We start from the raw sequence: 25547 nt of genomic DNA on the forward strand, positions 1-25547 counted from the left end.
CCCAGGCGCCGGGGGCCGCGCGCGAAGCGGCCCGCGCGCCGCGCACGCGAACAGGCCCCGCACCGAACGATGCGGGGCCTGTTCGACCAGAAGGGTCAGTGCGTCAGAGCGACGCGACCTTCTTCGCGATGGCCGACTTGCGGTTCGCGGCCTGGTTCTTGTGGATGACGCCCTTGCTCACGGCCTTGTCGAGCTTCTTCGACGCGAGGGTCAGGGCCGCGACGGCCTTGTCCTTGTCGCCGGCGACGACGGCCTCGTTCGTGTGACGGATGACCGTCTTGAGCTCCGAACGGTAGGCCTTGTTGCGCTCCTGGGCCTTGAGGTTGGTCTTGATGCGCTTCATCTGCGACTTGATGTTCGCCATGCGTGTTGCTCCTTGATCGTCTCTACGGGTGGTCGCGACCGCTGGGTAGAGGGGCCCTTGGTCGCATCGCGTTCCACCCGTGGGCGGGGAACGCGGAAGCCAGCCACCAACATTACCAGGCCGGAGCGTCTGGACCAAAGCACCGAAACGCCGAAACCGTGCCGCAACAACCGTTCGCTACCGTGACGAGCATGCCATCGCTCGCGCCCCGCATCGAGACCGTCCCCGCCTCCGGCATCCGCCGCGTGTTCGAGCAAGCCGCCCGCATGCAGGCCGAGCAGACGGACCAGGCGACCGGGACGGACATCGCGATGCTCGTCATCGGCGAACCCGACGTGCCCGTCGCGGCGCACATCGGCGAGGCCGCCCGGCGCGCCTGGACCGAGGACCGCACCGACTACACCCCGAACGGCGGCATCGCCCCGCTGCGGGAGGCCATCCGCGACAAGCTCCGCCGCGAGAACCGGATCGAGGTCGACGTCGAGCAGATCTGGATGACGATCGGCGCGACGCAGGCGCTCTTCCAGGCGATGACCCTCGTGCTGAGCCCCGGCGACGAGGTCCTCGTGCCCGACCCCGGCTACACGACCTTCACGATGAACGCCCACATCATCGGAGCCACCCCGGTGCCGTACCGGCTCGAGCCGCAGCACGGGTTCGAGCCCGACCTGCAGGCCCTCGAGGCGAGCATCACCGAGCGGACCCGCGCCCTCGTCGTGAACTCGCCCTCGAACCCGCTCGGCTCGGTGTTCGGCGAGCAGACCCTCCGCGACCTGCTCGCCCTGGCGAAGCGGCACGACCTCTGGGTGATCAGCGACGAGGTCTACGAGTACTTCACCTACGGCACGCGCCACGTCAGCCTGGCGAGCCTCGACGAGGACGACCGCGTCTTCACCGCCTTCTCGCTGAGCAAGACGTACGCGATGACGGGCGTCCGTGTCGGGTACCTCGTCACGCCGAAGGGACTCGGCCCGACGATGCGGACGACCCAGGAGGCGATGATCAGCTGCGTCGCCGAACCCGACCAGTGGGCGGCCCTCGCGGCGATCGTGGGGGACCACTCCGCCGTGCAGGACGCCCGCGAGCACTACCGCGCCAACCTCGGCGTCGCGAAGGAGGTGCTCGACGCCGCCGGCATCCACTACCTCGACCCGCGGGGCGCCTTCTACCTGTGGATCGACATGTCCCACGCCTCGCAGGGCGACGTCGCGGAGTGGGCGCTCGGGTTCCTCCAGCGGGAGCGGGTCGCCGTGGCGCCCGGGAGCGCGTTCGGCCGGACCGGCGAGGGCTGGATCCGTGTCTGCCTCGCGGCGACGCCGGCGGACCTGCGCCGCGGACTGGGTGCGCTGCCGGCGCCGGAGCACGCCGTCGTCTGACGGGACGTGCGCGCCGCCGCCGCGCGGACGTGGGACAATCGTTCGACCGTCCGACCCACCCCGAGGAACCGTGAGCCCACAAGCATCCGCGCCGCTCGAGCCCGCCTCGACCCCGGCCGACGCGATCCGCAACTTCTGCATCATCGCGCACATCGACCACGGCAAGTCCACGCTGGCCGACCGCATGCTGCAGATCACCGGCATCGTCGAGGACCGCGCCATGCGTGCGCAGTACCTCGACCGCATGGACATCGAGCGCGAGCGCGGCATCACGATCAAGTCCCAGGCGGTGCGCATGCCGTGGGAGCTCGACGGGCAGACGTACGCCCTCAACATGATCGACACGCCCGGTCACGTGGACTTCTCGTACGAGGTGTCCCGGTCGCTCGCGGCGTGCGAGGGAGCGATCCTCCTGGTCGACGCGGCGCAGGGCATCGAGGCCCAGACGCTCGCCAACCTCTACCTGGCGCTCGAGAACGACCTCGAGATCATCCCGGTCCTGAACAAGATCGACCTGCCGGCGGCCGAGCCGGAGAAGTACGCGGCCGAGCTCGCGCAGCTCATCGGCGGCTCGCCGGACGACGTCCTGCGCGTGTCCGGCAAGACCGGCGTGGGCGTCGCCGAGCTGCTCGACCGGGTCGTCGGCTCCGTGCCGGCCCCTGTGGGCGACGTGGACGCTCCGCCCCGCGCGATGATCTTCGACTCGGTCTACGACAGCTACCGCGGCGTCGTGACCTACGTGCGGATGGTGGACGGCACGATCCACCCGCGCGAGAAGGTCCAGATGATGTCGACCAAGTCGACGCACGAGATCCTCGAGATCGGCGTGTCCGCGCCCGAGCCGAAGCCGACGAAGGGCCTCTCCGTCGGCGAGGTCGGTTACCTCATCACCGGGGTGAAGGACGTCCGCCAGTCGAAGGTCGGCGACACGGTCACGACGGCGCAGAAGCCCGCGACCGAGGCGCTGGCCGGGTACACCGACCCGAAGCCGATGGTGTTCTCGGGCCTGTACCCGATCGACGGCTCGGACTACCCCGACCTCCGCGAGGCGCTCGACAAGCTCAAGCTGTCCGACGCCGCCCTCGTGTACGAGCCGGAGACGTCGGTGGCGCTCGGCTTCGGCTTCCGCTGCGGCTTCCTCGGCCTGCTCCACCTCGAGATCATCACCGAGCGACTCAGCCGAGAGTTCGGGCTCGACCTCATCACCACGGCCCCGAGCGTGATCTACGAGGTCACGAACGAGGACAACACCGTGACCGAGGTCACGAACCCGTCCGAGTTCCCCGGCGGTCGCATCGTCGAGGTCCGCGAGCCGATGGTCCGTGCGGCCATCCTCGCGCCGAAGGACTACGTGGGCGCGATCATGGAGCTGTGCCAGTCGCGCCGTGGATCGCTGCTCGGCATGGAGTACCTCGGCGAGGACCGCGTCGAGATCCGGTACGAGATGCCCCTCGGTGAGATCGTCTTCGACTTCTTCGACCAGCTGAAGAGCAAGACCCAGGGCTACGCGTCGCTCGACTACGAGCCCACGGGTGACCAGGCGGCCGACCTCGTGAAGGTCGACATCCTGCTCCAGGGCGAGCAGGTCGACGCGTTCAGCGCGATCGTGCACCGCGACAAGGCCTACGCCTACGGCACGCTGATGACCGAGCGCCTGCGCAAGCTCATCCCGCGCCAGCAGTTCGAGGTCCCGATCCAGGCCGCCATCGGCGCCCGGATCATCGCCCGCGAGAGCATCCGGGCGATGCGCAAGGACGTCCTCGCGAAGTGCTACGGCGGTGACATCACCCGCAAGCGCAAGCTCCTCGAGAAGCAGAAGGAGGGCAAGAAGCGCATGAAGATGGTGGGTCGCGTCGAGGTCCCGCAGGAAGCCTTCATCGCGGCGCTCTCCGGCGACGTCGAAGAGAAGAAGAAGTAGCGGAGCGCGTCAGACGCGGCGGGCGCGAGCCCGCAACGCTGCCAGGCCCAGTGCCGGGAGGCTCGCCGCGGCCAGTCCTGCGAGTGCGGTCCGCAGGATGACGAGTCCGGCAGCCGTGTCGTAGTCGGCCTGCGCCGCCGCGGCGAACCCGGCCACGACCGACCCGACCACCATCGCCAGCGTGCAGAACCCGAGCACGTAGGGCAGCCGGCGTGCCGAGTGTCGGCGCACCGCGAGCACGAGCGTCACCCCGAACAGGAGCACTCCCGCTCCGGCGCTGCACGCCCCGAACGCGGCGATGGCGTTCGCGGTGTCGAACACGTCGACGTCCCCCGGCGGCGTCGTGACGTACCGGGAGGGAGCGCCGAGGCCGGCCGTCGCCCACTCGACCGCGGCCCGTGCCGTCGCCGCCAGTCCGAACGCCGCGAGCGTCAGGACGGCGAACGCGGCCGTCGTGCGGTCGACGGACCGCGCGCGAGCGAGGGGGGAGCGGGGCACGCACCCACGATAGGGGCGTGTCGGACGGGTGTCGGGCCTCCAGTTCGGGGCGCGCGGAAAGCGGACCGCCGGTTGCGCACCCGAGGACGACTCGGTTCGATCCGGGGGACGAGTCCCCAGTACAGTGGGCCGCATGAGTACCCGCGGGAGCTACCGGACCGCCCTGACGTACGGAGCCGTGGGTGCGACCCAGGCGCCGGACCTCATGACGTACCCGCCGGAGGGGTTCGCCCCGTCCGAGTCGCGCTCCCGGATCGGCCACGGCGACCAGCGCTTCGAGACCGCGGTGACCCAGGCCCTGACCTGGCAGATCCAGGAGCGCAGCGGGATCCGCGTGCACGTCGAGGAACAGCCCGACGACGACGAGGTCCGCTACAACCCGGTGACCTTCGACGAGGACGGCGTGCCGATCGCCCCGGCCTCGATCGGGACGCCGCGGGTGGAGAAGTTCGCCCCGGACGGCACGCCGCTCGTGACGGCGGGGACGAGCGCGACGCTGACGATGCACGCGTTCGGCCAGACGGTGCAGGCGCCGGTCCGGGTCGTCTCGATCATCGACGAGACCGACCGCAAGGGCTTCGCGTACGGCACGCTCGAGGGGCACCCGCTCTCGGGCGAAGAGTCCTTCGTCGTCGAACGGACCCCGGACGGCTCGGTGTGGTTGCAGATCCGGCAGTTCTCGCAGCCGTCGAGCCGGAAGTGGCAGTTCGTGGCCCCGTTGCTCCGTCGGCAGCAGCGCGTGATGGCGCAGAAGTACCTCGAGGCGCTCCGCGGCGACTAGGTCTGCTCGGCTAGGAGCCCTCGCCGACCGGGCGGAGCGGCGGCAGCGCCGCGATGGCGTCCTCGATGAGCGACGCGTCGTCGACGCAGTTCCGGGCGATCGTCACGGCACTCGTGGCGCGGAGCGCGTCGACGTCGAACACCCCGGTCGCCACCGCGAGGAACGGGATCCCGACGGCCTCGGCCGCCTCGCCGTCCCGCGGGGTGTCCCCGACGATGACGGCCCGGGTGCCCGCGAGGGCATCGGCAGCACGCGCGGTCACCCCGCTGCGCTCGACCTCGGCATCGCCGAAGTACGAGTGCTCCCAGTCGAACGCGTCCACGTCGAACCCGGCGCCCTGCAGCTTCACGCGGGCGCGGTAGGGGGAGTTGCCGGTCAGCAGGCCGTTGCGCCAGCCGAGCTCGGCGAACCGTCGGACGAGGGCGATCGCGCCCGGAGCCGGGCTCCGGTGGTCGCCGGACACGTGCCGTTCCTCGGTCAGGTCGTGCAGGTGGCGGCTCACGGTGGGGATGAGCGAGTCGTCCAGGTCGTGGGCCCGGACGTGCTCGGCGATGAGCCCGGCGTCGGTGCGGCCGTGCTGGTGTCCGACGCGGAGGACGAGGTCGCGACCCACCGCCCGCTCGAGCGCGAGGTGGTAGAGGTTGCCCGGCGAGGAGGCGTTCATCACGAGGGTGCCGTCGATGTCCCACAGCACCGTGGTGGGGACGGGGTGGTGCTCCATGCCTCCATCATGACGGACAATGGAGTCCATGCCGAGTGCTCTCCCGATCGCCGATCCCGCACCAGCGGACGGGCTGCTCTCGCCCGCGGCCGGAGCCGGTGACGTCCCGTTCGGCGTGTACGTGCACGTGCCGTTCTGCCGCGTGCGGTGCGGCTACTGCGACTTCAACACCTACACGGCGTCCGAGCTCCGCGGGGTCCGGCGGGACGACTACGCCGGGCACGCCGTGCAGGAGATCCGCTTCGCGGCGGACGTCCTCGACCGCTCCGGCGTCCCGCGGCGCCCGGTGTCGACGGTGTTCTTCGGTGGAGGGACGCCGACGATGCTGCCGGCGTCCGACCTCGTGATGATCCTGCGGGCGATCGACGACACCTGGGGCATCCTGCCCGGGGCCGAGGTCACGACCGAGGCGAACCCGGACTCCGTCGACGAGTCGTCCCTGGCGACGCTGCGCGCCGGTGGGTTCACCCGTGTGAGCTACGGCATGCAGTCCGCGGTGCCGCACGTGCTCGCGACGCTCGACCGGACGCACGACCCCGAGCGCGTGCCGCTCGTCGTGGACGCCGCGAAGCAGCAGGGGCTCGACGTCTCGCTCGACCTCATCTACTCGACGCCGGGCGAGTCCCTCGACGACTGGCGCACCTCGCTGGACGCGGCCCTGGCGTGTGCGCCCGACCACGTCTCGGCGTACTCGCTCATCGTCGAGGACGGCACCGCGATGGGCCGGATGGTCGCACGCGGCGAGCTGCCGGCGCCGGACGACGACCTCGCGGCGGACATGTACGAGCTGGCCGACCAGGTCCTCGGCGACGCCGGGTACTCCTGGTACGAGGTCTCGAACTGGTCCCGCGGCGACCAGCACGCGAGCCGGCACAACCTGTCCTACTGGAAGGGCCACGACTGGTGGGGCGTCGGCCCGGGCGCGCACTCCGCGGTCGCCGGCACCCGCTGGTGGAACGTGAAGCACCCGGCCGCGTACGCGAACCGGGTGCTGCAGGGCGAGTCGCCCGCGGCCGGCCGCGAGACCCTCGACGACGAGACCCGGTACGTCGAGCGCGTGCTGCTCGCCGCGCGGGTCCGCGGTGAGCTGGCGACGAGCGAGCTGGGCCAGGAGGCACGGGGCCGGGTCGCCGGCCTCATCGCACGTGGTCTCGTGGACGGGTCGGCCGCGGTGCGGGGACGGATCGAGTTGACCCTGCGGGGTCGCCTGCTCGCGGACGCGGTGGTCCGCGAGCTGCTCGACTGAGCTACTGCTTGATGAACTCGATCGAGAGCGGGTAGCGGTAGAACTGCCCGCGGTTGGCGGCGACGGCGGCCATGATCCCGAAGATGATCGTCAGGATCCCGATCACCGGCAGGAGCACCGCGCCGATCAGCACGATGGTCAAGAGGCCCGCGGCGACGTAGGCGATCGCCATCGTGATGTGGAAGTTCAGCGCCACGCGCGTGTGCTCGCGGATGAAGCCGCCGCGATCGCGCAGGACGAGGTAGGCCACCAGCGGCGCGACGAAGTTGAAGAAGATCCCGCCGATGTGCGTGAGCGTGGCCCAGAGGCGCTGGTCCTCGGGCGACATCGGCTGGGGCGGCTGGTACCCGCCGGGGAACTGGGGGCCACCGGGCTGCTGTCCGTAGGTCATGGCGGAAGCGTACTGGCAGGCGTGTGGAGAAGTCCCGGTCCGTCGGTGGTCGGGCGTAGGATCAGCAGTCGACACGTCCGAGTGCCAGATCGAGTGGAAGGGGTCCGGGTGGTCAGCGAACGCAGCCTCGAGGTCCTCAAGGCCATCGTGCGGGACTACGTCGCGTCACGCGAGCCGGTCGGTTCGAAGACGATCGTCGAGCGGCACGCCTTCGGGGTCAGCGCCGCCACGATCCGGAACGACATGGCCCAGCTCGAGGACGAGCAGCTCATCGCGGCACCGCACACCTCGTCCGGTCGCGTCCCCACCGACAAGGGGTACCGCGTCTTCGTCGACCACCTCGCCGGCGCGCGGCCCCTGTCCAGCGCCCAGCGGCACGCGATCGAGACGTTCCTCGGGGCGCCGAACGACCTCGACGAGGTCCTCGGCCGCACGGTCCGGCTGCTCAGCCAGCTCACGAACCAGGTCGCCCTCGTGCAGTACCCCTCGATGGTGCGCGCGCGTGTGCAGCACATCGAGCTCGTCCGCCTCGGCGACAACCGCCTGATGGTCGTGCTCATCACCGACACCGCCCGGGTCGAGCAGCGCGTCGTCGAGACCGACGTGGCGCTCGACGAAGGCTCGCTCACCGAACTCCGCACGGTGGTGAACGGCGCCAGCGTCGGGCTGCTGCTGCAGGACGTCTCGACGGCGCTCCGCGCGGTGCCGCAGCAGATCCGCCCCGACGCCCAGCCGCTCGCCGGGGTCGTCGTCGCGACCCTCATCGAGCAGGTCGCCGCCAACCGGCAGGACCGCCTGGTGATGGCCGGTGCGGCGAACCTCGCCAAGAGCGAGCAGGACTTCTCGGGCGGGCTCTTCCCCGTGCTCGAGGCGATCGAGGAACAGGTGACCCTGCTCCGCCTGTTCGGTGAGATGCAGATCGACGACGGCGTCGCGGCTCGCATCGGCGTCGAGAACGCCGAGTACGGGCTCGACGCGACGAGCATCGTCGCCGGCGGGTACCTGGCCGGCGGCGAACTCGCCCGGCTCGGCGTGCTCGGGCCGACCCGGATGGACTACGGCACGAACATGGCCGCCGTGCGCGCCGTCGCACGGTACCTGTCCAAACTCCTGGGTGAACATTGACCAGGTGCCCACGCGCCTGAGCGAGCCGGTCCCGACGGGGCGACCCGCGCCTCCAGGCCCACCGACGACCACCAGAACCGCGGCGACCGCCGCACCCGACCGACCGAACCGAACCGACTGAGGGATACGTGGCAGACCACTACGACGTCCTCGGCGTCCAGAAGGACGCCTCCGATGCCGACATCAAGAAGGCGTACCGCCGTCTGGCGCGCGAACTGCACCCGGACGTGAACCCGAGCCCCGACGCGGCCGAGCGCTTCAAGGACGTGACGCACGCGTACGACGTGCTGAGCGATCCCGAGCAGCGCCGCCGGTACGACGCCGGGCCCCAGGCCGACAGCCCCTTCGGTGGCGGAGCCGGCGGGTTCAGCGACATCTTCGACGCGTTCTTCGGTGGCGGTGGCGCCGGCGGTCGTGGCAACGGCCCGCGCAGCCGTGCCGAGCGCGGACAGGACGCCCTGCTCCGCATCGACGTCGACCTCGACGAGGTCGTCTTCGGTACCCACAAGGACGTCGAGGTCGACACCGCGGTGCTGTGCGAGACGTGCGGCGGTTCCTGCTGCGCGCCGGGCACGAGCCCGCAGACGTGCGACATCTGCGGCGGCACCGGCCACATCCAGCGCCAGGTCCGCTCGCTCCTCGGCAACGTCGTGACGAGCGCGCCCTGCGGCACCTGCCGCGGGTACGGCACCGTCATCCCGAACCCGTGCCCGACGTGCCAGGGCCAGGGACGCGTCCGCGCCCGCCGCACGGTGCCGGTGGACGTCCCCGCCGGCGTCGACTCCGGGCTCCGCCTGCAGATGCCCGGCCAGGGCGAGGTCGGCCCGGCCGGCGGCCCCTCCGGCGACCTCTACCTCGAGATCCGGGTGCGCCACCACGACGTGTTCAGCCGCGACGGGGACGACCTGCTCGCCACGCTCGAGGTCGCGATGACCGACGCCGTGCTCGGGACGACCGCGACGATCGACGGGCTCGACGGCCCGGTCGAGCTCGAGGTCCGTCCGGGTGTGCAGAGCGCCGACGTCCTCGTGATCAAGGACCGCGGCATCACGAAGCTCCGGGGCAACGGTCGTGGCGACCTCCGGGTCGGTGTGCAGGTCGTGACGCCGACGAAGCTCTCGCACAAGGAACGGCAGCTCGTCGAGCAGCTCGCGAAGTCGCACAAGGCCGCGAAGCCGCAGCTCGCCCGCTTCCAGCAGGGCATGTTCGGCAAGCTCCGCGACCGGTTCTTCAACTTCTGATGGCATCGCTCTACCTCGTCGGGTCGCTCGACGGCGTCACGGTCGGCGACACCGTCCCGCTCGACGGGGCGGAGGGGCGCCACGCCGTCACGGTCGCCCGGGTCCGGGTGGGGGAGACGCTGCGCCTGTCCGACGGTCGTGGCACCGTCGTGACCGGGGCCGTGACCGCGCTCGGGCGGGACACGCTCTCGTTGGCGGTGTCCACGGTCGCCGTCGACGACGCCCCCACACCGACGCTCACGCTCGTGCAGGCGCTCGCGAAGGGCGGCCGCGACGAGATGGCGGTGCAGGCGGCGACCGAGATCGGTGTCGACCGGATCGTGCCGTGGTCGGCGGCCCGCAGCGTCTCCCGCTGGGACGGCGCGAAGGTCGAGAAGGGCCGCGCACGCTGGACGGCGATCGCGCACGAGGCGTCGAAGCAGGCGATCCGTTCCCGGGTGCCCGTCGTCGACGCGCCGGTGACGACCGGGCAGCTCGCGGCTCCGGCTCCCGGAGCGGCCGACGGTGCTCGCGCCGTCCTCGTGCTGGACCCGGTCGGCGACGTCCGGCTCTCCGAGTGGGAACCGCCGAGCGACGTCGCCGAGATCGTGCTCGTCGTCGGACCCGAGGGCGGCATCGACGGTTCCGAGTTCGACCGGCTGGTGGCCGCCGGCGCCGTCCGGGTCCGCCTCGGCGACACGGTCCTCCGGACGTCCACCGCCGGCCCGGCCGCGCTCGCGGTCCTCCAGACGCGGCTCGGTCGCTGGTAGCGCCCGGATCGGGAAGGCGTGGCGTCGGTACCGCGTTCTACGATGGAGCCATGAGCACCAGCACGCCCAGCATCTTCTCCCGGATCATCGCGCGCGAGATCCCGGCGACCGTCGTCGCCGAGGACGACCGCGTGATCGCCATCGAGGACATCGCGCCGAAGGCACCCGTCCACGTGCTCGTCATCCCCAAGACCGAGCAGTACCGGAACGTCACCGAGCTCGCTGCCGGTGACCCGGACCTCCTCGCCCACCTGGTCGCCACCGCGCAGCGCATCGCCGACGAGCGTGCCGGCGGCCAGTACCGACTCGTCTTCAACACCGGCGAAGCCGCCGGTCAGACCGTGTTCCACGTGCACGCGCACGTACTCGCAGGTGAACTGCAGGAAGGCACCCTTGCCGGCTAACGAACCAGCACCCACCCCGGCCGACCCGACGGACGTCTCGGCCTCGATCCAGGTCGACGGCATCGCCATGGTGCAGCTGCTCGGCCCCCAGGACCGACTGCTCAAGACCGTCGAACGCCAGTACCCGGGCGTCCGCGTGCTCGTGCGTGGCAACGAGGTCACGCTGACCGGGCCCGAACGCGACGTCGCGCGCGCGCACGCCCTCGTCGACGAGCTCGTCGGCATGGTGAAGCGTGGACAGGACATCGGGCCGTCCGACATCCCCGTCTCCGCGAAGCTCCTCGACGAGGACCGCAAGCCGTCCGACACCTTCGGCACGCCGATCGTGTCGAGCCGCGGCAAGTCCGTGCGGCCGAAGACCGACGGGCAGCGGGCCTACGTCGACGCCATCGACGAGCACACGATCACGTTCGGTATCGGCCCCGCCGGTACCGGCAAGACGTACCTGGCGATGGCGAAGGCCGTCCAGGCGCTCCAGCGGCGCGAGGTCACCCGGATCATCCTGACGCGTCCCGCGGTCGAGGCCGGCGAGCGGCTCGGCTTCCTGCCGGGCACCCTCACCGACAAGATCGACCCGTACCTGCGCCCGCTCTACGACGCGCTCAACGAGATGATGGACCCCGAGCTGGTGCCGAAGCTCCTGGCCGCCGGCACGGTCGAGGTGGCCCCGCTGGCGTACATGCGCGGACGCACGCTGAACGACTCGTTCGTGGTCCTCGACGAGGCGCAGAACACGACGCCCGAGCAGATGAAGATGTTCCTGACGCGGCTCGGGTTCGGCTCGAAGATGGTCGTCACGGGTGACATCACCCAGGTCGACCTGCCGGGCAACCTGTCCGGGCTCCGGCTCGTCACGCGCATCCTCGGCGAGGTCGAGGACATCCACTTCGCCCGCCTCGGCAGCGAGGACGTCGTCCGCCACACGCTCGTCGGACGGATCGTGGACGCCTACACCGTCTACGACGAGGAACGCCTCGCCGAGCAGTCCGGGTACCGCCCGGGCGGCCGGGGCAGCGCCGCCACGCCGAACCCCGCCGGTGCGAACCGCGCCGAACGACGGGGGCGTCCGCCGCAGGACCGCCAGCGCTCCCCGTACCCCCAGAACGACTCCCGAGGAGGGAACCGGTGAGCATCGAGCTCAACAACGAGTCCGGCGTCGAGGTCGACGAGGCAGCCATCCAGCGCCTCGCCGCCTTCGCGCTCGACGCGCTCCACGTCCACGCCGATGCGGAGCTCGCGATCGTGCTCGTCGACGAGGGCGCGATGGAGCAGCTGCACGTCCGGTGGATGGACGAACCCGGGCCGACCGACGTCCTGAGCTTCCCGATGGACGAACTCCGTCCGGGCACCGAGGACGAACCGACACCCGCAGGCCTGCTCGGCGACATCGTGCTCTGCCCGCAGGTGGCCGAGGAACAGGCGAAGACCGCCGGGCACTCGAGCACCGACGAGATGCTCCTGCTGACCTGCCACGGCATCCTGCACCTGCTCGGGTTCGACCACGCCGAGCCGGACGAGAAGGCGGAGATGTTCGGGCTGCAGGGCGAGATCCTCACGGCCTTCGCCGCCCAGCGCCGCGGGCGGTGAGCTGATGCTGCTCGTCGTCGGCCTGCTGGCGGTGGCGTTCGTGCTGGTCGTCGTCGGTGGCCTGCTCGCCGCGTCCGACGCCGCGCTCTCCGTCCTCTCCCGCGCCGACCTCGACGAGATCGCGCGGGAGAGCAAGCACCGCCGCGCCATCGAGGCGGTCGGCGACGACGTCGGGGCGCACGTCAACGCGCTCAACTTCTTCCGGGTGCTCGCCGAGACCGCCGCCGCCGTGCTCGTCACGATCGCGCTCGTGATGGTCTTCGACACGTGGTGGGTCGCGCTCATCGTGGCCGCCGCGATCATGACCGCGGTGTCGTTCGTGCTCGTCGGGTCCAGCCCGCGCAGCGTCGGTCGCGCGCACGCCGAACGGCTCATCGCGACGACGGGCGGGCTCGTCCGGGCCGTGCGCATCGTGCTCGGTCCGCTCGCCGGCCTGCTCGTGGCGATCGGCGACCGCGTCACGCCCGGGCGCGGGGGCAGTGCGTCGACGGTGTCGAGCGAGGAGCAGCTGCTGTCGCTCGTCGACGAGGCCACCGAGAGCAACGTCCTCGAGCAGGACGACCGCGAGCTCATCCACTCGGTCTTCGAGTTCAGCGACACCCTCGTGCGCGAGGTGATGGTGCCGCGCACCGACATGCTCACCGTCGACGGTTCGGACACCCTCGCGAGCGGCATGGAGCAGTTCCTCGCCGCGGGCGTCTCCCGCATGCCCGTCACCGGCAAGGGCAGCGACGACGTGCTCGGGGTCCTCTACCTGCGTGACGTGGCCCGGGCCCTGTACGAGCGCCCGGGGTCCGGTACGAAGCGGGTCACGACGCTCCTCCGCCCGGCGGAGTTCGTGCCGGAGTCGAAGGCCGCCGACGACACCCTGCGCCACATGCAGGTCGCGAAGAACCACCTCGTGCTCGTCGTCGACGAGTACGGCGGCGTCGCCGGGCTCGTCACGATGGAGGACCTCATCGAGGAGCTCGTCGGCGACATCTCGGACGAGTACGACCGCGCCGTGGTCGACCGGGTCGAGGTCGAGCCGGGCGTCTGGCGGATCTCCGCCCGACTGCCGATCGACGACCTCGGCGACCTGTTCGGCATCGAGCTCGAGGACGACGACGTCGACACCGCCGGCGGGCTGCTCACCAAGGAGCTCGGCCACCTGGCGATCAGCGGCGACAGCGTCACCGTGTCCGGCGTCGTGCTCACGGCCGACCGGGTCGAGGGCAAGCGCCGCCACCTCATCACCGTGCTCGCCGAGCGCACGCCCGGACTCGCGGACGTCGAGGACGCCTTCGACGACGCAGCATCCACCACGACGGGAACCACGCACGCATGACCGACACCACGCCAGCCACCGCCGGACCGACCGAGCCGTACCGTGCCGGGTTCGTCTCGTTCGTGGGGCGCCCGAACGTCGGGAAGTCCACGCTGACGAACGCGCTCGTCGGCCAGAAGGTCGCGATCACCTCGTCGAAGCCGCAGACCACCCGCCGCGCCATCCGCGGGATCGTGCACCGGCCGAACGGCCAGGTCATCATCGTCGACACCCCCGGCGTGCACCGACCGCGCACCCTGCTCGGCGAGCGGCTGAACGACCTCGTGCAGTCCACCCTCGGGGACGTCGACGTCATCGGGCTCTGCGTCCCGGCGAACGAGCCGATCGGCCCCGGCGACCGGTTCATCAACGACACGCTGGACCAGTACCCGCGTGCGAAGAAGGTCGCCATCGTCACGAAGATCGACCGGGCCGCCAAGGACAAGGTCGGGGAGCAACTGCTCGCGGTGTCGAAGCTCCGCGAGTGGGACGCCATCGTGCCGACCTCGGGCACGAGGGGACTGCAGCTCGAGGACCTGCTCGGCGTGATCACGTCGCTGCTGCCCGAGTCGCCCCAGCTCTACGACGACGCCGCGGTGACCGAGGAGACCGACGAGGAGCGGATCGGCGAACTCATCCGCGAAGCCGCGCTCGAGGGCGTGCGCGACGAGCTGCCGCACTCGCTCGCCGTCGTGATCGAGGACGTCGTCGAGCCCGACGAGGACGACGAACCGGACGGCCCGCTGCGCATCTTCGCGAACCTCTTCGTCGAGCGGGACAGCCAGAAGGCGATCGTCATCGGCCGCAAGGGGGAGCGCCTCAAGGACGTCGGGTCGCGGGCCCGCACCGAGATCGAGGCGCTGCTCGGCGGCCGCCACGTGTACCTCAACATCCGGGTGAAGGTCGCGAAGGAGTGGCAGCGCGACCCGAAGCAGCTCGGGCGACTCGGCTTCTGACCCGATCGTCTGCTGACGTCAACCTGGAGGCGGACGCGCACCGCGCCTCCTGGACGTACCGTGGTGTGGTGTTCCGTCCCATGCTGCGCGCGCAGGTGATCACCGACGTCGTGATCGCGGTCCTGCTCGGCGCGCTCGTGCTCGTCGTGACCGCGCGCGGACTGGACTCGCCGTTCGCGCTCCTGACGGTCCTCGGCATGACGGCCGCGCTGGCGCTCCGGCGCCTGTCGCCGGGGCTCGCGCTCGGTGTGGCGTGGGTATTCGCCGTCCTCGAGATGGTCACCCTGCAGATGCCCGACCTGTCGAACGCGTTCATCGCCGGGGTGGTCTACTCGACGAGCCGCTACGGCAGCCGGCGCGTCCGGCTGGCGGGCCTGGTGTCCTCGATCGTCGGCCCCGTGACGGCGGCCGTCTACCTCGGTCTCGACGACTACCGGCAGCGGCAGGGCATCGTGACGGCGACGACGCCCGAGCAGGAGTCGCTCAAGGTCGCGATCGCCTACTTCGCGATCGTGCTGCTGCTGCTCCTCCTGCCGTGGCTCGCCGGTCTCGTGCTCCGCACCCGGCGGTCGGCGAGCATGAGCCGAGAGGCCCAGCTCCTCGCCGAGCGCGACGCCGCACGGGCCGATCGCGCCGTCGCCGTGGAGCAGGAACGCGTCCGGATCGCCCGAGACATGCACGACATCGTCGCGCACTCGCTGGCGGTTGTGATCGCCCAGGCGGACGGTGCCCGGTACGCGTTGAAGGCGGACCCGGCGATCGCCGACGAAGCGCTCGGGACCATCTCGAGCACCGCCCGCCGTGCCCTCGGCGACGTGCGCGAACTGCTCGGTGCGCTGCGGCACGAGCAGGGCACCGCACCGACCCCGGAGATCGACGACATCGACCGGCTGATCGGCGAGATGCGTGGCGTCGGTCTCGACGTGCGGGTCGAGCGCGAGGGCGATTCGTCTGGACTGCCGACCACGACACAGCTCGCCGTCTACCGGATCGTCCAGGAGAGCCTGACGAACGCGTGGAAGCACGGCGAGCCGAACACCCCGGTGCGCGCCAGCCTCACGTACCGGCCGGACACCGTCGAGATCACGGTCGTCAACCGGCGCGCCGACGACGGCACGCGCGGGCCCGGCACCGGACACGGGCTGGTCGGCATGCGCGAACGTGCCACCATGACCGGGGGGACGATGACCGCGGGACCGCGGGGCGACGACTTCGCGGTCGCGGTCCGGATGCCGTCCGTCCCCGCGAGCGGCCAGATGCCGCGCGGGCTCGTCCCGACCACACCCTCGACCCTCCAGGAGCGCACCGGCCGATGAACGACACCCCGATCCGCGTCGCGCTCGTCGACGACCAGGCCCTGTTCCGCACCGGCATCCGGATGCTCATCGACTCGCAGGCCGACCTGCAGTTCGTCGGCGAAGCCGGCGACGGTGCCGAGGGCGTGGAGCTCGTGCGGCGCGGGCGTCCCGACGTCGTGCTCATGGACGTCCGCATGCCGGTGATGGACGGCATCACCGCCACCGCCCGCATCGTCGAGGACAGCGGGACCGACGGCGCGAAGGTGCTCGTGCTCACCACGTTCGACTTCGACGAGGCAGCGGCGAAGGCGATCCGAGCCGGTGCCAGCGGCTTCGTGCTGAAGGACGCCGACCCGGAGTTCCTGCTCGCAGCGATCCGCACGGTGCACGCCGGGACCGCGGTGTTCGCGGCGTCGGCGACCCGTGAGCTCCTCCGCCGTTACGAGGACACGAGCGAGCAGGCGGCCTCGGTGCCGGCCGCGTTCGACGACCTGACGCCGCGCGAACGGGAGATCTTCGACCTGGCGGCGCGGGGCTTCAGCAACAGCGAGATCGCGCAGCACGAGTACGTGAGCGAGGCGACGGTGAAGACGCACATCTCGCGCGTCCTCACCAAGCTCGAGCTGCGGGACCGCGTGCGGCTCGTGGTGTTCGCGCACGAGCACGGTCTGGTCGCGAAGGCCGACTGACCGTGGCTGCGCGCTGCGCGCTGCGCGCTGCGCGCTGCGCGCTGCGCGCTGCGCGCTGACGGTCCGTCATCCGTCAGGATGACTTCTCCCCAGGCAGTGGAGCCGAGCGGACGATCCACAGGAGCCGCTGGGCCGACGCGGGGCGTGCCTCCTGGCCGTCATCGTGGAGTCATGACCACGAGCAGCAGACCGATCATCCGTCTCGACCGCGTTTCGAAGCACTACGGCGATGCCGTGCGGCGGGTGACGGCGTTGGACGATGTGAGTGTTGACATCGGTGCGGGGGAGTTCACGGCGGTGATGGGTCCGTCGGGTTCGGGGAAGTCGACGTTGATGCACGTCGCGGCGGGGCTCGACCAGGTGTCGTCTGGTCGGATCTGGATCGACGGGGTGGACGTCACGGGGTTGGGTGACAAGGAGTTGACGGAGTTGCGGCGTCGTCGGTTGGGGTTCGTGTTCCAGTCGTTCAACCTGGTGCCGACGTTGGATGTGGCGGAGAACATCCGGTTGCCGTTCCTGTTGGGTGGGCACAAGGTGACTCGTGAGGAGTCGGCGTGGATCGACCGGTTGGTGGAGATGCTGGGGTTGGGGGATCGGTTGTCGCATCGTCCGCACCAGTTGTCGGGTGGGCAGCAGCAGCGGGTGGCGATCGCGCGGGCGTTGGCGTCGCGGCCGGCGGTGGTGGTCGCGGACGAGCCGACGGGGGCGTTGGATTCGCGGACGGGTCGTGATGTGTTGCAGATCTTGCGGGGTGCGGTGTCGGAGTGGGGGCAGAGCGTGGTGATGGTGACGCACGATCCGGTGGCTGCGGCGAACGCTGATCGGATCCTGTTCTTGGCGGATGGTCGTGTGGTGGGGGATCGTCCGGCAATGGATGCCGCGGCGATCTCGACCACGATGCTCGGCATGGAGACCGCAGCGTGAACGGCGTCCGCGCGTTCGCCCCGACCGTCCTCGTCGCGGCGCTCGGCACCACCTTCGGGTCGGCACTGGTCATCGCGCCGGGGATCGTCACCGAGGCCCTGGCGGCCTCCGGTCTCTCCGAGCTCGGCCCGGTGAAGGCGATCCTCTCGGTCGTCGGGTGGCTCTTCCTCGGCATCGCCCTCTACGTCGGTGCGATCGTCACGGCGAACACCTGCGCCACGCTCATCGCCGGGCAGACCCGCATCATCGCGCTGCAGCGGCTCGTCGGGGCGACCGGCGCCTCGTTGCGTGCACGGATCACCCGGACCGGCCTCGTCGTCGGGGTGCTCGGCGGTCTGATCGGGGCGGTCGTCGGCACCGGGCTCAGTGCGCTCTTCGTCGTCGTGCTGCGGGGCAACGGGTTCCTGCCGGACACCGCGTACACGATCGTGCCGTGGGAGCTCGTGCTCCCGGTCGTGGCGGTCGTCCTCGCCACCTGGGGTGCGTTCGCGGCCGGTTCGCGGCGGGTGCTCACCGTGACGCCGCTCGAGGCGCTCTCGTCGAGCGTCGAACCGAGTCACGACGACGTCCGCTCCGGGACCGCTCGGAAGGTCTGGGCGATCGTGCTCATGGCTGCGGGCGGCCTGCTCCTGCTCGTCGGGCTGCTCGCCAGCGGGCTCTCGCCCATCGCGGTCCTGCCGGCAGCGCTCGGGGGCTTCGTCTCCTTCGCCGGGGTGGCCGTCGGTGCGACGATCGTGATGCCGCCCGTGCTGCAGCTCATCGGACGCATCGGGGCCCGTGACCCCGTCGTGCTGCTCGCCGGCCGCAACGCCATGCGCGCACCCGGCCGGTCCGCACGGGCGACCATCGGGCTCGTCATCGGCGTCACCCTGCTCGTCACGTTCGCCGTGGCGCTCGGCATCATGCAGCACGTGCTCGGTGCCCAGCTGCAGGCCATGGACCAGGGGCAGATGACGAAGGAGATGCTCGAGGGGCAGCGAGACTTCTTCGTCCAGCTGAACGCCGTGGTGAGCGTCATCGTCGGGTTCTCCGCCGTGATCGCCGCGGTGGGGGTCGTGAACGCGCTCGCCCTCGGGGTGCTGCAGCGCCGGCGGGAGCTCGGGCTGCTGCGGGTGCTCGGGCTGACCGGGGCGCAGGTCCGGCGGATGATCGTCACCGAGGCCGTCCAGATGGTCGTCGCAGCCGTCGTCACCGGGCTCGTGCTCGGCACCTTCTACGGGTGGGTCGGTGGGCAGACGTTGCTCGGTTCGCTCGGCTTCGCGACGACGCCGGTGCTGCCGCCGTTGACGGTGGGGATCGTGGTCGTAGGAGCGTTGGTCCTCGCGGTGGTCGCGACGATCGCGCCGGTGCGGCGTGCGATGCGGGTGCCGCCGACGGAGGCGCTGGCGGTCGACTGAGACTGCTGATCGCTCCTGATCACCCCATCGGATGACGCGGCGTGGGTCCGATATTGAAATACTGGACGCATGGACATGCAATCGATCATCCGTCTTGACCGCGTTTCGAAGCACTACGGCGATGCCGTGCGGCGGGTGAGGGCGTTGGACGATGTGAGTGTCGACATCGGTGCGGGGGAGTTCACGGCGGTGATGGGGCCGTCGGGTTCGGGGAAGTCGACGTTGATGCACGTCGCGGCGGGGCTCGACCAGGTGTCGTCGGGTCGGATCTGGATCGACGGGGTGGACGTCACGGGGTTGGGTGACAAGGAGTTGACGGAGTTGCGGCGTCGTCGGTTGGGGTTCGTGTTCCAGTCGTTCAACCTGGTCCCGACGTTGGACGTGGCGGAGAACATCCGGTTGCCGTTCCTGTTGGGTGGGCACAAGGTGACTCGCGAGGAGTCGGCGTGGATCGACCGTCTCGTCGAGATGCTGGGGTTGGGGGATCGGTTGTCGCATCGTCCGCACCAGTTGTCGGGTGGGCAGCAGCAGCGGGTGGCGATCGCGCGGGCGTTGGCGTCGCGGCCGGCGGTGGTGGTCGCGGACGAGCCGACGGGGGCGTTGGATTCGCGGACGGGTCGTGATGTGTTGCAGATCTTGCGGGGTGCGGTGTCGGAGTGGGGGCAGAGCGTGGTGATGGTGACGCATGATCCGGTGGCTGCGGCGAATGCTGATCGGATCCTGTTCCTGGCGGATGGTCGTGTGGTGGGGGATCGTCCGGCGATGGATGCCGCGGCGATCTCGACCACGATGCTCGGCATGGAGACCGCAGCGTGAACGGGCAGCACCGAGCGCGCCGCTCCCGGCGATGGTCCGTCCCGACACGAGCGCTCGCGGACAACGGCGGTTCGGTCGTCGTCGCCGTCCTCGCTGGCACCTTCGGTGGAGTGGTCGTCGCGGCTGCTGAGCTCGCAGGGCGGATCCTCGACGCGGGAGCGCGCACCGGCCAGAGCGGCACCGTCGCAGTCCTCCTCCCGCTGGCGGCGTGGGTCTTCTTCGGCGTCGCACTCTCCGTCGCGTCGGTCGTCACGGTGAACACATGCGGGACCGCGATGGCAGGTCGGACCCGGGTGCTCGCGCTCGAACGACTGCTCGGCGGGTCGGCGTCGCTGCTCCGCCGACGGCTGACCCGTGCCGGCGCGGTCGTCGGGATCATCGGGGCGTTGGCCGGGGTGCTCCTCGCGCTCGCGCTGGCGAACGTGGGGGTCGTCGTGGCGGGGTCGACCGGCATCGTCGAGGACTCGAGTCCGCTGGTGCCCCTGCAGTCCCTGGTCGTGTGGGTGACGGTCGCGGGCGCCGTGGTCATCGCGTTCCGGATCGGGTCCCGTCGGGTGCTCTCGCTCGCGCCCCTCCAGGCGCTGGGGTCGACGGTCGAGTCCGAGGTCTCAGCGCGCACGAATCCGTGGCGCACGGCGGTCGCGGTGGTCCTCTTCCTCGGGGGCTGGATCGGTGTCGCCGGCTCGATCGTCCTCGGAGCGACGTCGTACCTCGCCGTGCTGCTCGCCGTCGCGGCGGGGGCGGTCTCGTTCGCCGGTCTGGTGCTCGGGTCGCCGGTCGTCCTGCCGCCCGTCCTCCGACTCGTGGCCGCGGTCGGCCGGTTCCCGATGGCGATGCTCGCGGGCCGCAACGCCCTGCGGTCGCCGGCGCGCGCCTCCCGGGCCGCCGTCGGGCTCCTCATCGCGGTCACCCTCGTCGTGACGTTCTCGGTCGGGCTCGCCACCTACGAGGCCATGCTCGTCCGACAGGTCGACGGCGACCCGGTCTACTACCGCGGCATCCATGATCAGTTCGTCGCGCTCTCGACGATGTTCACCGTGCTGATCGGTGGTGCCGGCGTGATCGCGGCGGCAGGTGTGGTGAACGTTTCGTCGATGACCGTCGCACAACGCAGGCAGGAGTTCGGACTGCTTCGGACGCTCGGTGCGACCCGGCGTCAGGTGGCCGTGATGGTCACGGTCGAGACGGTGGTCATGGTGACGGTGGCGCTGGTCCTCGGCGTGCTCCTCGGTGTCGGCTACGGCTGGGCCGGCGCGTACTCGATCCTCAGGACGACGCAGGGAGCAGCGCTGATCGCGCCCGTCTTCCCGCTGTCGGCCGTCGCGGTGGTCGTGATCGGGACGCTCGCGGTCGCGCTCTGGTCGGTGCTCGGTCCGGTGCGGCGTGCGATGCGGGTGCCGCCGACGGAGGCGCTGGCGGTCGACTGAGACGCCGCTCGCGGTCGCTCGGGTCGCACGGGTCGCACGTTCGGTCGCTCGGGCCGGCCGAGGTCGCACGTTCGGTCGCTCGGGCCGGCCGAGGTCGCACGTTCGGTCGTTCGGGTCGGCCGAGGTCGCACGAAGTGTCGCTCGCGGTGCCTGCGGGCGACGGTTCGTGCGACCTCGACGCCCCGGCCGCGGCACGTCGTGCGACCTCGGACCCCGGGCCCCGGGTCGTGCGACCTCGGCGCCCCGCGACGGCTCGCTCTGTCACACGGACCGCCGCCGGTGCTACCGTGGACTCGATGTACTCGGCGCTCCTCCTCCTTCGCTGCCGCGACGAGGCCTGACACAACGGCCCACCTCGTCGCGGAGTCCGTCGTGGCCTGACCCACACCTGACGACGAAAGCGACGAAACGATGCAGAACACCCAGCGCCCCTCCGGGATGCCGATCCACAAGTACGTCCCGTTCCACGACCAGATCCGTGTCGACCTCCCGGACCGCACCTGGCCGACGAAGCGCATCGACAAGGCGCCGCGGTGGTGCGCGGTCGACCTGCGCGACGGCAACCAGGCCCTGATCGACCCGATGGACTCCGAGCGCAAGCGCGCCATGTTCGATCTGCTCGTCCGGATGGGCTACAAGGAGATCGAGGTCGGGTTCCCGAGCGCCTCGCAGACCGACTTCGACTTCGTCCGCTCGCTCATCGACGAGGGCGCCATCCCCGACGACGTCACGATCCAGGTGCTGACCCAGGCGCGCGAGCACCTCATCAACCGCACGTACGAGGCGATCGACGGCGCGAAGCAGGCCATCGTGCACCTGTACAACTCGACGTCGATCGTCCAGCGCGAGGTCGTGTTCCGCACCGACGTGCAGGGCGTCGTCGACATCGCGGTGTCCGGCGCGAAGCTGTGCCGCGCGGCCGAGGCGACCCTGCAGCACGACACGAAGGTGTTCTACGAGTACTCGCCCGAGTCGTACACGGGCACCGAGCTCGAGGTCGCGGTCCAGATCTGCAACGCCGTGCTCGAGGTCTTCGAGCCGACGCCCGACCGCAAGGTGATCATCAACCTGCCGGCGACCGTCGAGATGGCGACGCCGAACGTCTACGCCGACTCGATCGAGTGGATGTCGCGCAACCTCGCCCACCGCGACGACGTCATCCTCTCCCTGCACCCCCACAACGACCGCGGCACCGCCGTCGCGGCCGCGGAGCTCGGGTACATGGCCGGCGCCGACCGCATCGAGGGCTGCCTGTTCGGCAACGGTGAGCGCACCGGCAACGTCGACCTGGTCGCACTCGGCATGAACCTGTTCACGCAGGGGATCGACCCCGAGATCGACTTCTCGGACATCGACCAGATCAAGCGCACGGTCGAGTACTGCAACCAGCTGCCGGTGCCGGAGCGCCAGCCGTGGGCGGGCGACCTCGTCTACACGGCGTTCAGCGGCTCGCACCAGGACGCCATCAACAAGGGCTTCGAGGCCATGAAGGCCAAGGCCGCGGACGCCGGCAAGGACATCGACGAGATCGCGTGGGCGGTGCCGTACCTGCCCGTCGACCCGAAGGACATCGGCCGTTCGTACGAGGCCGTGATCCGCGTCAACTCCCAGTCCGGCAAGGGCGGCGTCGCCTACCTGCTCAAGACGGACCACTCGATCGACCTGCCCCGCAAGCTGCAGATCGAGTTCTCCGGGGTCGTGCAGCAGCGCACCGACGCCGAGGGCGGCGAGTTCTCGTCCGAGCGCATCTGGGACCTCTTCCGCGACGAGTACCTGCCCGCGGCCGACGAGTCCGACAAGTGGGGCCGCTACGAGATCACGAAGACCGCGACCTCGAGCGACTTCGACGGCACGACGAAGCTCTCGGTCGCCCTGCGCGTCGACGACGGCTCGATCACGTCCGACGCCGTCGGGACGGGCCCGATCGACGCGTTCCTCACGGTGATGCGGGACCAGGGCGTCGACGTGACGCTCTACGACTACTCGGAGCACACGATGAGCGCCTCGGGTGACGCGCAAGCCGCGTCCTACGTCGAGCTCGACGTCGACGGCGTCCGGCTGTGGGGCGTCGGGATCGACGCCGACATCGCCACCGCGTCGCTCAAGGCGATCGTCTCGGCGGTCAACCGCGCGGTGCGCGCGGGGGCTGCGTCCGGCGCGTCGGAGCTGGTCTCGGCGTAACGCGTTCCGTCCAGGAGGCGCGGTGCGGGTCCGACCCGCACCGCGCCTCCTGTGCGTGGTCGCGCTGGTGCGTGCGTGCGTGCGTGCGTGCGTGCGTGCCGCGAGCGGGACGTTTCTGTCCCGCTCGTCGGTGGCGAGCGGCGCCTTCCGCCCGCTCGGCGGACGTGAGCGGCGTGTCGCGCCCGCTCGACGCCCGCCCGCTCGCGCGCCGCGAGCAGCGCGGCGCGGAGCGTCGGTGGCGCGGGGGATACTGGACCAATGCCGCTGTACCGGGACGAGTGCGTCGTGTTGCGCACCCACAAGCTCGGTGAAGCCGACCGCATCGTCACGATGCTGAGCCGGCAGCACGGCAAGATCCGGGCGGTGGCGAAGGGCGTCCGGCGGACCGCGTCGAAGTTCGGGTCCCGGCTCGAGCCGTTCATGGTCGTCGACGCCCAGTTCTACGAGGGCCGCTCGCTCGACATCGTCACGCAGACCGAGTCGCTCGGTTCGTACGGCGCGCAGATCGTCGCCGACTACGGGGCCTACACCGCCGCCAGCGCGATGGTCGAGACCGCCGACCGCCTGAGCGAGGCCGACGCCGGACTGCAGCAGTACCTGCTCCTCGTCGGGGCGCTCCGGTCGCTGGCGCGCGGCGAGCACGTGACGAGTGCGACGCTCGACTCGTACCTGTTGCGCGCGATGAGCATCGCGGGGTGGGCGCCGTCGTTCCGCGACTGCGCGGTCACCGGCGAGCCCGGGCCGCACTCGGCGTTCGTCGTGCAGCTCGGCGGCGTGGTGGCGGACCACGCGGCGCCCCCGGGGACACCGCGGCTCGACCCGGACACCCTGCAGCTCCTGGGCTCCCTGCTCGCCGGCGACTGGAGCACGGTGGACGCGTCGGACGAGCGCACGCGCTCCCGGGCGTCCGGCGTGGTGGCGGCGTACGCCCAGTGGCACCTGGAACGATCGCTCCGGTCGCTGCCGCACGTCGACCGCACCGAGCACCCGTCCCCGGTCCATCCGACACCGGGTGGCGTGCCCGCCGCGGTCGCCGCGACCCCGGCACCCACGCTGCCGGAGCCGCCGGTCCCGTCCGACCACGCCCCCGGCCACGCGCCCGGCAACACGCCCGGCCACGCGCCCGGCCACGCGCCCGGCAACACGCCCGGCAACACGCCCGACCACGCGTCCGACCAGCCGTCCGACCACGGAGGAACCCCTGCATGAGCCCTCGCCGGTACGCCGAGTCCGAGCCGCTGAAGCCCGTCGACTGGACGGGTGAGCACCCTCCGGCGATCCCGCTGCAGTTCGTCCCCGAGCACGTCGCGATCGTGATGGACGGCAACGGCCGCTGGGCGAACCAGCGCGGCCTCACCCGGGTCGAAGGGCACCGCGCGGGTGAGGCATCGCTCCTCGACGTGGTCGCCGGCGCCGTGCAGATCGGCGTCAAGCACGTCTCTGCGTACGCGTTCTCGACCGAGAACTGGAAGCGCTCACCCGACGAGGTCCGCTTCCTGATGGGCTTCAACCGCGAGGTCCTGCACCGCCGCCGCGACCAACTGAACGCGTGGGGCGTCCGGATCCGGTGGGCGGGACGGCGTCCGCGGCTCTGGCGCAGCGTGATCGACGAGCTGCAGACCGCCGAGCGCATGACCGCCGACAACGACGTGTGCACGCTGACGATGTGCGTCAACTACGGCGGTCGGAACGAGATCGTCGACGCGGTCCGGGGCATGGCCGAGGACGTCGCCGCCGGGCGCCTCAAGCCGAGCCAGGTCACCGAGAAGGCCCTCGCGAAGCGGCTGTACGTGCCGGAGCTGCCGGACGTCGACCTCTTCCTGCGGAGCTCGGGGGAGCAGCGGACGTCCAACTTCATGCTGTGGCAGTCGGCGTACGCCGAGATGGTGTTCCTCGACCGGCTGTGGCCGGACTTCCGTCGCACCGACCTGTGGGGAGCGATCGAGCAGTACGCGCGCCGCGATCGACGGTTCGGCGGGGCGGTGGACGCACCGACGGCCTGACAGGAGGCGCGGGTCGGCGCCGACCCGCGCCTCCCGTCCGACGGTTCCCGGCTCGACCGAGCGCCCCGCCTCCGGCTCAGCCGAGCAGGTGTGCCGCGCCGCGGACCGCGTCGAGCGCCGCGCGGACGCTCGGCACCCGGTCCGCGCCC

General features: G+C 71.0%; 24 protein-coding genes and 1 pseudogene. 21 read left to right on the forward strand and 4 right to left on the reverse strand.

Features of this window, described 5'->3' with window-relative positions:
• Window positions 1-103: 103 nt before the first annotated feature.
• On the reverse strand, window positions 104-364 hold the full coding sequence (gene rpsT / locus HWD93_RS14860) for a 30S ribosomal protein S20 (RefSeq protein ID WP_070418682.1): 261 nt from the start codon (window positions 362-364) through the stop codon (window positions 104-106).
• Window positions 365-555: 191 nt separating this feature from the next.
• On the opposite strand from rpsT, the gene HWD93_RS14865 reads away from it, so the two are divergent.
• Window positions 556-1740 carry a pyridoxal phosphate-dependent aminotransferase gene (locus HWD93_RS14865; RefSeq protein ID WP_071294874.1) on the forward strand — a complete coding sequence of 395 codons (1185 nt, stop codon included), beginning with the start codon at window positions 556-558 and terminating at the stop codon, window positions 1738-1740.
• A 70-nt stretch (window positions 1741-1810) separates the two neighbouring features.
• Window positions 1811-3658 carry a translation elongation factor 4 gene (gene lepA / locus HWD93_RS14870; RefSeq protein WP_071294816.1) on the forward strand — a complete coding sequence of 616 codons (1848 nt, stop codon included), beginning with the start codon at window positions 1811-1813 and terminating at the stop codon, window positions 3656-3658.
• A gap of 9 nt (window positions 3659-3667) precedes the next feature.
• On the opposite strand, the gene HWD93_RS14875 is transcribed toward lepA, so the two are convergent.
• Entirely contained in the window at window positions 3668-4156 is a 489-nt protein-coding gene (locus tag HWD93_RS14875) for a hypothetical protein (RefSeq protein WP_071294817.1), read from the reverse strand.
• 133 nt (window positions 4157-4289) lie between these two features.
• On the opposite strand from HWD93_RS14875, the gene HWD93_RS14880 reads away from it, so the two are divergent.
• Window positions 4290-4937, forward strand: a complete 648-nt coding sequence (locus tag HWD93_RS14880) for a DUF1990 family protein (protein WP_070418685.1) — start codon at window positions 4290-4292, stop codon at window positions 4935-4937.
• 10 nt (window positions 4938-4947) lie between these two features.
• Here the strand turns inward: HWD93_RS14880 and HWD93_RS14885 are convergent, their stop codons facing one another.
• A complete protein-coding gene (locus tag HWD93_RS14885) occupies window positions 4948-5658 on the reverse strand; it encodes an HAD family hydrolase (RefSeq protein WP_261647235.1) in 711 nt (236 codons plus the stop codon).
• A 28-nt stretch (window positions 5659-5686) separates the two neighbouring features.
• Between HWD93_RS14885 and hemW the strand changes: the two genes are divergently transcribed.
• Window positions 5687-6904, forward strand: a complete 1218-nt coding sequence (hemW, locus tag HWD93_RS14890; RefSeq protein ID WP_261647236.1) for a radical SAM family heme chaperone HemW — start codon at window positions 5687-5689, stop codon at window positions 6902-6904.
• Between the two features lies 1 nt (window position 6905).
• On the opposite strand, the gene HWD93_RS14895 is transcribed toward hemW, so the two are convergent.
• Complete coding sequence (locus HWD93_RS14895) at window positions 6906-7295, reverse strand: DUF4870 domain-containing protein (protein ID WP_070418687.1); 390 nt, start codon at window positions 7293-7295, stop codon at window positions 6906-6908.
• A 108-nt stretch (window positions 7296-7403) separates the two neighbouring features.
• On the opposite strand from HWD93_RS14895, the gene hrcA reads away from it, so the two are divergent.
• The 17 genes and pseudogenes from hrcA to HWD93_RS14980 all read left to right on the forward strand — a co-directional run bounded on the left by hrcA (window position 7404) and on the right by HWD93_RS14980 (window position 25398).
• On the forward strand, window positions 7404-8420 hold the full coding sequence (hrcA, locus tag HWD93_RS14900) for a heat-inducible transcriptional repressor HrcA (RefSeq protein WP_071301979.1): 1017 nt from the start codon (window positions 7404-7406) through the stop codon (window positions 8418-8420).
• Window positions 8421-8548: 128 nt separating this feature from the next.
• Window positions 8549-9661 carry a molecular chaperone DnaJ gene (dnaJ, locus tag HWD93_RS14905; protein WP_261647237.1) on the forward strand — a complete coding sequence of 371 codons (1113 nt, stop codon included), beginning with the start codon at window positions 8549-8551 and terminating at the stop codon, window positions 9659-9661.
• Window positions 9661-10410 carry a 16S rRNA (uracil(1498)-N(3))-methyltransferase gene (locus HWD93_RS14910; RefSeq protein ID WP_071301883.1) on the forward strand — a complete coding sequence of 250 codons (750 nt, stop codon included), beginning with the start codon at window positions 9661-9663 and terminating at the stop codon, window positions 10408-10410. Before dnaJ ends, HWD93_RS14910 begins: the two co-directional genes overlap by 1 nt.
• 50 nt (window positions 10411-10460) lie before the next feature.
• A complete protein-coding gene (locus HWD93_RS14915; RefSeq protein ID WP_070418691.1) occupies window positions 10461-10814 on the forward strand; it encodes a histidine triad nucleotide-binding protein in 354 nt (117 codons plus the stop codon).
• Complete coding sequence (locus HWD93_RS14920; protein ID WP_374115175.1) at window positions 10804-11943, forward strand: PhoH family protein; 1140 nt, start codon at window positions 10804-10806, stop codon at window positions 11941-11943. Before HWD93_RS14915 ends, HWD93_RS14920 begins: the two co-directional genes overlap by 11 nt.
• Window positions 11940-12401, forward strand: coding sequence for an rRNA maturation RNase YbeY (gene ybeY / locus HWD93_RS14925; protein ID WP_079235757.1), 462 nt, complete (start codon window positions 11940-11942; stop codon window positions 12399-12401). The genes HWD93_RS14920 and ybeY overlap by 4 nt, the downstream gene beginning before the upstream one ends.
• 4 nt (window positions 12402-12405) lie before the next feature.
• Window positions 12406-13728, forward strand: a complete 1323-nt coding sequence (locus tag HWD93_RS14930; RefSeq protein WP_070418694.1) for a hemolysin family protein — start codon at window positions 12406-12408, stop codon at window positions 13726-13728.
• Window positions 13725-14663, forward strand: coding sequence for a GTPase Era (gene era / locus HWD93_RS14935; RefSeq protein ID WP_070418695.1), 939 nt, complete (start codon window positions 13725-13727; stop codon window positions 14661-14663). Before HWD93_RS14930 ends, era begins: the two co-directional genes overlap by 4 nt.
• Before the next feature lie 68 nt (window positions 14664-14731).
• On the forward strand, window positions 14732-15979 hold the full coding sequence (locus HWD93_RS19570; RefSeq protein ID WP_139201858.1) for a sensor histidine kinase: 1248 nt from the start codon (window positions 14732-14734) through the stop codon (window positions 15977-15979).
• Complete coding sequence (locus HWD93_RS14945; RefSeq protein WP_229085300.1) at window positions 15976-16650, forward strand: response regulator transcription factor; 675 nt, start codon at window positions 15976-15978, stop codon at window positions 16648-16650. Before HWD93_RS19570 ends, HWD93_RS14945 begins: the two co-directional genes overlap by 4 nt.
• Window positions 16651-16821: 171 nt before the next feature.
• Entirely contained in the window at window positions 16822-17574 is a 753-nt protein-coding gene (locus HWD93_RS14950; protein ID WP_229085301.1) for an ABC transporter ATP-binding protein, read from the forward strand.
• The gene (locus HWD93_RS14955) at window positions 17571-18971 is read left to right on the forward strand and encodes an ABC transporter permease (RefSeq protein WP_261647238.1); all 1401 of its coding nucleotides are present in this window, start codon (window positions 17571-17573) and stop codon (window positions 18969-18971) included. The genes HWD93_RS14950 and HWD93_RS14955 overlap by 4 nt, the downstream gene beginning before the upstream one ends.
• A 69-nt stretch (window positions 18972-19040) precedes the next feature.
• The gene (locus tag HWD93_RS14960) at window positions 19041-19787 is read left to right on the forward strand and encodes an ABC transporter ATP-binding protein (protein WP_139199189.1); all 747 of its coding nucleotides are present in this window, start codon (window positions 19041-19043) and stop codon (window positions 19785-19787) included.
• The gene (locus HWD93_RS19575) at window positions 19784-21214 is read left to right on the forward strand and encodes an ABC transporter permease (RefSeq protein WP_261647239.1); all 1431 of its coding nucleotides are present in this window, start codon (window positions 19784-19786) and stop codon (window positions 21212-21214) included. The genes HWD93_RS14960 and HWD93_RS19575 overlap by 4 nt, the downstream gene beginning before the upstream one ends.
• A gap of 411 nt (window positions 21215-21625) precedes the next feature.
• Window positions 21626-23395, forward strand: a complete 1770-nt coding sequence (leuA, locus tag HWD93_RS14970) for a 2-isopropylmalate synthase (RefSeq protein ID WP_261647240.1) — start codon at window positions 21626-21628, stop codon at window positions 23393-23395.
• Between the two features lie 258 nt (window positions 23396-23653).
• Window positions 23654-24376: pseudogene (recO, locus tag HWD93_RS14975) on the forward strand (DNA repair protein RecO); the annotation flags it as partial.
• A 224-nt stretch (window positions 24377-24600) separates the two neighbouring features.
• Entirely contained in the window at window positions 24601-25398 is a 798-nt protein-coding gene (locus tag HWD93_RS14980; RefSeq protein ID WP_070418701.1) for an isoprenyl transferase, read from the forward strand.
• The last annotated feature ends 149 nt before the right edge of the window (window positions 25399-25547 follow it).

Origin of the sequence: Curtobacterium sp. C2H10, from assembly GCF_025407985.1 — a bacterium.
Classification (GTDB): domain Bacteria; phylum Actinomycetota; class Actinomycetes; order Actinomycetales; family Microbacteriaceae; genus Curtobacterium.

Bases quoted from the DNA above. Each gene is read 5' to 3' on its own strand.
- leuA (WP_261647240.1), top strand. From the start codon at position 21,626: ATGCAGAACACCCAGCGCCCCTCCGGGATGCCGATCCACAAGTACGTC.
- HWD93_RS14980 (WP_070418701.1), top strand. From the start codon at position 24,601: ATGAGCCCTCGCCGGTACGCCGAGTCCGAGCCGCTGAAGCCCGTCGAC.
- HWD93_RS14945 (WP_229085300.1), top strand. From the start codon at position 15,976: ATGAACGACACCCCGATCCGCGTCGCGCTCGTCGACGACCAGGCCCTG.
- HWD93_RS14880 (WP_070418685.1), top strand. From the start codon at position 4,290: ATGAGTACCCGCGGGAGCTACCGGACCGCCCTGACGTACGGAGCCGTG.
- HWD93_RS14885 (WP_261647235.1), bottom strand. From the start codon at position 5,658: ATGGAGCACCACCCCGTCCCCACCACGGTGCTGTGGGACATCGACGGC.
- HWD93_RS14865 (WP_071294874.1), top strand. From the start codon at position 556: ATGCCATCGCTCGCGCCCCGCATCGAGACCGTCCCCGCCTCCGGCATC.
- HWD93_RS14895 (WP_070418687.1), bottom strand. From the start codon at position 7,295: ATGACCTACGGACAGCAGCCCGGTGGCCCCCAGTTCCCCGGCGGGTAC.
- hemW (WP_261647236.1), top strand. From the start codon at position 5,687: ATGCCGAGTGCTCTCCCGATCGCCGATCCCGCACCAGCGGACGGGCTG.
- HWD93_RS14960 (WP_139199189.1), top strand. From the start codon at position 19,041: ATGGACATGCAATCGATCATCCGTCTTGACCGCGTTTCGAAGCACTAC.
- HWD93_RS14910 (WP_071301883.1), top strand. From the start codon at position 9,661: ATGGCATCGCTCTACCTCGTCGGGTCGCTCGACGGCGTCACGGTCGGC.
- HWD93_RS14930 (WP_070418694.1), top strand. From the start codon at position 12,406: ATGCTGCTCGTCGTCGGCCTGCTGGCGGTGGCGTTCGTGCTGGTCGTC.
- era (WP_070418695.1), top strand. From the start codon at position 13,725: ATGACCGACACCACGCCAGCCACCGCCGGACCGACCGAGCCGTACCGT.
- HWD93_RS14915 (WP_070418691.1), top strand. From the start codon at position 10,461: ATGAGCACCAGCACGCCCAGCATCTTCTCCCGGATCATCGCGCGCGAG.
- HWD93_RS14950 (WP_229085301.1), top strand. From the start codon at position 16,822: ATGACCACGAGCAGCAGACCGATCATCCGTCTCGACCGCGTTTCGAAG.
- rpsT (WP_070418682.1), bottom strand. From the start codon at position 364: ATGGCGAACATCAAGTCGCAGATGAAGCGCATCAAGACCAACCTCAAG.